This is a genomic window from bacterium (assembly GCA_037131655.1).
Taxonomy (GTDB): Bacteria; Armatimonadota; Fimbriimonadia; order Fimbriimonadales; family JBAXQP01; genus JBAXQP01.
Genome location: JBAXQP010000230.1, coordinates 1 through 4,397 on the forward strand (window position 1 = coordinate 1; position 4,397 = coordinate 4,397).

General features: G+C 47.9%; 4 protein-coding genes and 1 tRNA gene. 4 read left to right on the plus strand and 1 reads right to left on the minus strand.

The window, feature by feature from the left end:
- The 3 genes from WCO51_10165 to WCO51_10175 form a co-directional block, all read left to right on the plus strand.
- On the plus strand, window positions 1-266 hold a 266-nt coding region (locus WCO51_10165; GenBank protein ID MEI6513623.1), incomplete at its 5' end, for a hypothetical protein.
- Window positions 263-1,108, plus strand: a complete 846-nt coding sequence (locus WCO51_10170) for a PEP-CTERM sorting domain-containing protein (GenBank protein ID MEI6513624.1) — start codon at window positions 263-265, stop codon at window positions 1,106-1,108. The genes WCO51_10165 and WCO51_10170, both read left to right, overlap by 4 nt.
- 452 nt (window positions 1,109-1,560) lie before the next feature.
- Window positions 1,561-2,925 carry a sulfatase gene (locus tag WCO51_10175; GenBank protein ID MEI6513625.1) on the plus strand — a complete coding sequence of 455 codons (1,365 nt, stop codon included), beginning with the start codon at window positions 1,561-1,563 and terminating at the stop codon, window positions 2,923-2,925.
- 191 nt (window positions 2,926-3,116) lie between these two features.
- Here WCO51_10175 and WCO51_10180 read toward each other — a convergent pair.
- Window positions 3,117-3,187 (minus strand) — tRNA-Gln (locus WCO51_10180).
- 149 nt (window positions 3,188-3,336) lie between these two features.
- Between WCO51_10180 and WCO51_10185 the strand changes: the two genes are divergently transcribed.
- A partial coding sequence (locus tag WCO51_10185) for an excinuclease ABC subunit UvrA (GenBank protein ID MEI6513626.1) occupies window positions 3,337-4,397 on the plus strand: 1,061 nt, incomplete at its 3' end.

A 4,397-nucleotide genomic window follows, 5' to 3' on the forward strand; every position in this document is an offset into this window, starting at 1 on the left:
ATTTTAAAATTTCATATCAAAATACAATCTTTAATAAAGTTTTTAAAAATGTTGGTATTCTTTCAGTTATAGAGTTTTTAGATTTAGAAAACAAGCCTTTGTCAATTGTTTCTTTTTGTTATCTTTTGCAGTTTTGTTATGAACATAATGAAAAGATTTTAGAAGGGATAGAGAAGCCAGTATTTCTTGAAAATACAAAAAAGCCATTACAAGCGAGCACTAGAGTTACGTGGCCTAACCACGAAACTCTGGAGGAGGAAAGATGAAGAGAATATCTGCAGTAACGGCGGTCTTAGCTGCGTTCATCGTACTCTGTTTCGCAGGTACGGCGTACGCGCAAGAGAACTGGGTTAGCGTCCAGCTTGACTATAATCTTTATGGACATGTCTGGAACACCGATACTGGTGCTTTTGGGGGACTAGGTGTACCTTACTGCGCTCCCACCGCCACGATCAACTCATTCAGATTCCTGGAGAAGAGCAACCCTCTAATCTACGGAACGACATTAACAGGTGGGGATGCCAACATAGTTGCATCCCGTAACGCACTCGCGGTTCAAATGAATACCATCATTAATGCTGGCACGACCGACAAGGACTGGTGGGAAGGCAAGGTGGACTGGATTGAGGCAAGGAAGCCGGGAATAACCATATACAGTGGTATGGTCGCCCCGGGAGTCAACTTCGCGTTGTGGAAGTATAATCAGTGGCTCACAAATGCCTATCCCACGTGGGACTGGCTATGGACTCAACTCAATAACAAGGAAGACGTGGAGTTGAAGATCAACCCAGGCTCGGAAACTGCTCACGCTCTAACTCTTACCAGTCTCAAATTCAATGACCTCGACTCGGATGGCATCTGGGACTTGCTCGAACCGCGTAAGATCGACTACCTCGATCCGAACAACCCCACGCAATTGTTTGAGTCCGACTTGTTTCTAAACGAGTTTGGCGCTCTTAAGTTCAACTGGCATAACAACGGGTTTAACAACCCAACGGACGTATTTATCTCAATGGCTTTCAGGGAGAGTGTGCCCGAGCCAAGTACGATTATCGTATTGGCTTGTGGTTTAGTATCACTTTTCGGACAAAGACGACGCAGGGTGTAGCTTATTGAGCTGCCCCTAAATCATTAGTCAAGCCCACCGTTATTAACATTACGGTGGGCTTATTTTACTTGCCCTTTATAGTCAAACAATCTCGATTCTGACTATTTCCCAATATCGCTTTAATGTTTTATTGGAAGCTGCAGGAGATTAAAGGAAGGGTTAAGCTGCCCTTCGTGGACGCTTATCCGCCCAGGTGTCTTAGCGGGTCCCACCGTTGGCCTTAAGTATGCTCGTCTACTGACATGGAGCAAGTCGGATTAGTTCCATTTGAACTGATATTATCTGCCTTCCTAATTGACCTAGCCCCAGGGATGTTGTAACATAATGAAATTGGCCACGTTGGGGGGGTGTCACATTCTCATCTCCGTGAAGTCAACGTATCAAGCCCATTGATTGGGCTTTTTGGGTGTGTCATACTTCAATTAACTGCAAGAAGTTGGAATGGAGCTTAAATGAACATAATCTTAATGGTGTTTGATTCGCTTCGTAAGGACTGCATCGGCTGTTACGGCAAACCTTATTGGGGTGAGGTGAAGACACCTAACTTCGATGCGTTAGCCAAAGAGTCGCTAATGATGACTCGGGCATATCCAGAATCGCTGCCGACATTGCCGACCCGTCGAGCGCTCTATACCGGAAAGAGAACCTATCCTTTTGATAAGGGCAATTTTTGGTTAAAAGGTGATTTCTACGGCTTTCCCGGTTGGGGAGCAATTCCTGAGGATCAGCCAACACTTGCGGAAATGCTCTCTGAAGCCGGCTATCGAACAGCGTTGGTTTCCGATGTTTGTCATATGTTCAAGCCATCCAAGAACTTTACTCGCGGCTTCAATCAATGGACTTTCCTTCGCGGTAATGAGACTGACAGTGCAAGAAGCGGCCCCGCATTAACGGAGAAGGAAGTTGAAGCATGGGTACACGAATCCATACGAACCCCTAGGTGGATGACTTGGGCTCGGGATGCGGTTATGAATATGAAAGGTCGCGTGCATGAAGAAGACTACTGCAACGCGCGAGTACTTATCGAAGCCTCGAAGTGGATCGAGGAAAATCAGGATGCTAAGAACTTCTTCTTGACCATCGAAAGCTTCGACCCTCACGAGGCCTGGTTTGTGCCTGAGTATTACCGACGCATGTACGATAATAGCGATAGTTTCAATCAGGTGTTATCCTTTTATGAGGAAGACTGTGCGCTTCCAGAACCGCTTCGAGTACGAACCCGCGCTAACTATAGCGGATTGGTGACGATGTGCGATCGCTGGTTCGGCCATTTGATGGACACGCTTCGAGCAACAGGCCGATTGGATGACACGTTAATCATCTTCACTTCCGATCATGGCCACTCGATTTTCGATCGAAATTATATCGGTAAGCGCCCATACCCCTCAACTCCAGAAGTGTACGATATACCGATTCTGATTCGTCACCCGGAAGGGATTGGAGCCGGTAAAAAGAGTGATATGTATGTTCAGCACCATGACATCTCTGCCGTAATTATGGAAGCTGCGGGCGTGAAGCCGGTTGAACCAATGGATGGAATCCCGTTCTATAAGGCAGCGCTGGAAGGTGGCGCTCCAATTCGGGATCATGTCACCGTCGGATGGGGTTCAACACCAACGGTAATTAAGGATAACTGGTGGCTTAACTGCAAGGTAGACGGAACAGGTGTTTTGTTGCGCGATCTTAGCGTAAATGACCCCTTCGCTGCCAATGTTGCGGACAAGTACCCGGAAGTGGTGGATGAGCTCTTTGCCATGGCGCTCAAAGATGCCGACGGCAAGATCCCTGATTGGCTTTTCGATTATGATTGGCCTTGATCTGACACTAGCAGATTATCTGATAGAGAAATTGAAGGAGTGTCAGATGACAACAAAACAGAAGATTATCCGCAACAAAGTAGGACTGCTTGAGTTGGAATACGCAAGGGAACCGTGAACTTCGCTACTGGTAAGGTTCATTATGTTGGTATTACACTATGTTACCGTTGAAATGAACGGTGGGGGTTAAGCTGCCCGGGATAGACTCGAACTACCGCTACCTGAACCAGAGTCAGGCGTCCTGCCACTAGACGACCGGGCACCGAATTGCGGAAATAATTATACCATACGACGCCAGTTATGGCAGGCTTTTTCTTCTTAGCTATTTCTTCCTGCTAACCTGTTCTACTTTGTCTACGTAATGTGATAGAATCAAATGGCGCAAATTGCGCGATAAAAGGTAGTGCTATCATGCCCCAGGACAGTATTGTAATTCACGGCGCGCGGGAACATAACCTTAAAAATATCACCATTGAGCTTCCGCGTGACCGGCTGATTGTTATAACGGGAATTTCCGGATCGGGTAAATCCAGCTTGGCGTTCGATACGATTTATGCAGAAGGGCAGCGCCGGTATGTGGAAAGCCTGTCGGCCTATGCGCGTCAATTTTTGGGTCAGATGGACAAGCCCGATGTCGACCATATCGAAGGGCTATCCCCCGCCGTTTCTATCGACCAGAAGTCCACCAGCCGAAACCCGCGTTCGACCGTTGGGACTGTGACCGAGATTTATGATTACTTGCGTGTCCTATTCGCGCGTGCAGGTACCCCTCACTGTCCGAACTGCGGCAAGCCAATCGCACGCCAGACGGTTGAACAGATTTTGGATACGGTGATGGCTCTGCCTGATGGGAGCAAAATACAGGTTTTAGCTCCGGTGGTGCGGGGGCGAAAGGGCGAGTATAAGCAAGTTTTCGATGACATCCAAAAGCAGGGTTATGTGCGCGTGCGGGTTGATGGCAAGATGTATGAGGTCACCGACGACATCAAACTCGACCGATATAAGCAGCATACGATTGAAGTTGTTATCGACCGCTTAGTGGTCAAAGAGGGGCTTGAGCAGAGGTTGTCGGCATCGCTTGAGACCGCATTGAAGCTGGGCGATGGGATAGTTGCTTTACAAGTGGTGGATGGGGAAGAGCTGTTATTTAGCGAGCATTTTGCCTGCCCCGATTGCGGCATTAGCGTGGGCGAAATCGAGCCGCGCACCTTCTCATTCAACAGTCCTTATGGCGCTTGTCAAGAATGCCACGGCCTTGGCACTCGCACTGAGTTTGACCCTGAATTGATAATCCCCGATAGGAGCAAGAGCATCGCCCAAGGTGCCATTGCGCCTTTCGTGCATAAGAATGGCGAGTTGAAGGGTTGGTATCCTGAGTTGTTCGAGGGCGTAGCCAATAGGTTTGATTTCAGCGTGACAGTTCCTGCCAAAGAGTTGTCGAAAGAAGTCATTGATTTCCTGATGAACGGAGT

Bases quoted from the DNA above. Each gene is read 5' to 3' on its own strand.
- WCO51_10170 (MEI6513624.1), top strand. From the start codon at position 263: ATGAAGAGAATATCTGCAGTAACGGCGGTCTTAGCTGCGTTCATCGTA.
- WCO51_10175 (MEI6513625.1), top strand. From the start codon at position 1,561: ATGAACATAATCTTAATGGTGTTTGATTCGCTTCGTAAGGACTGCATC.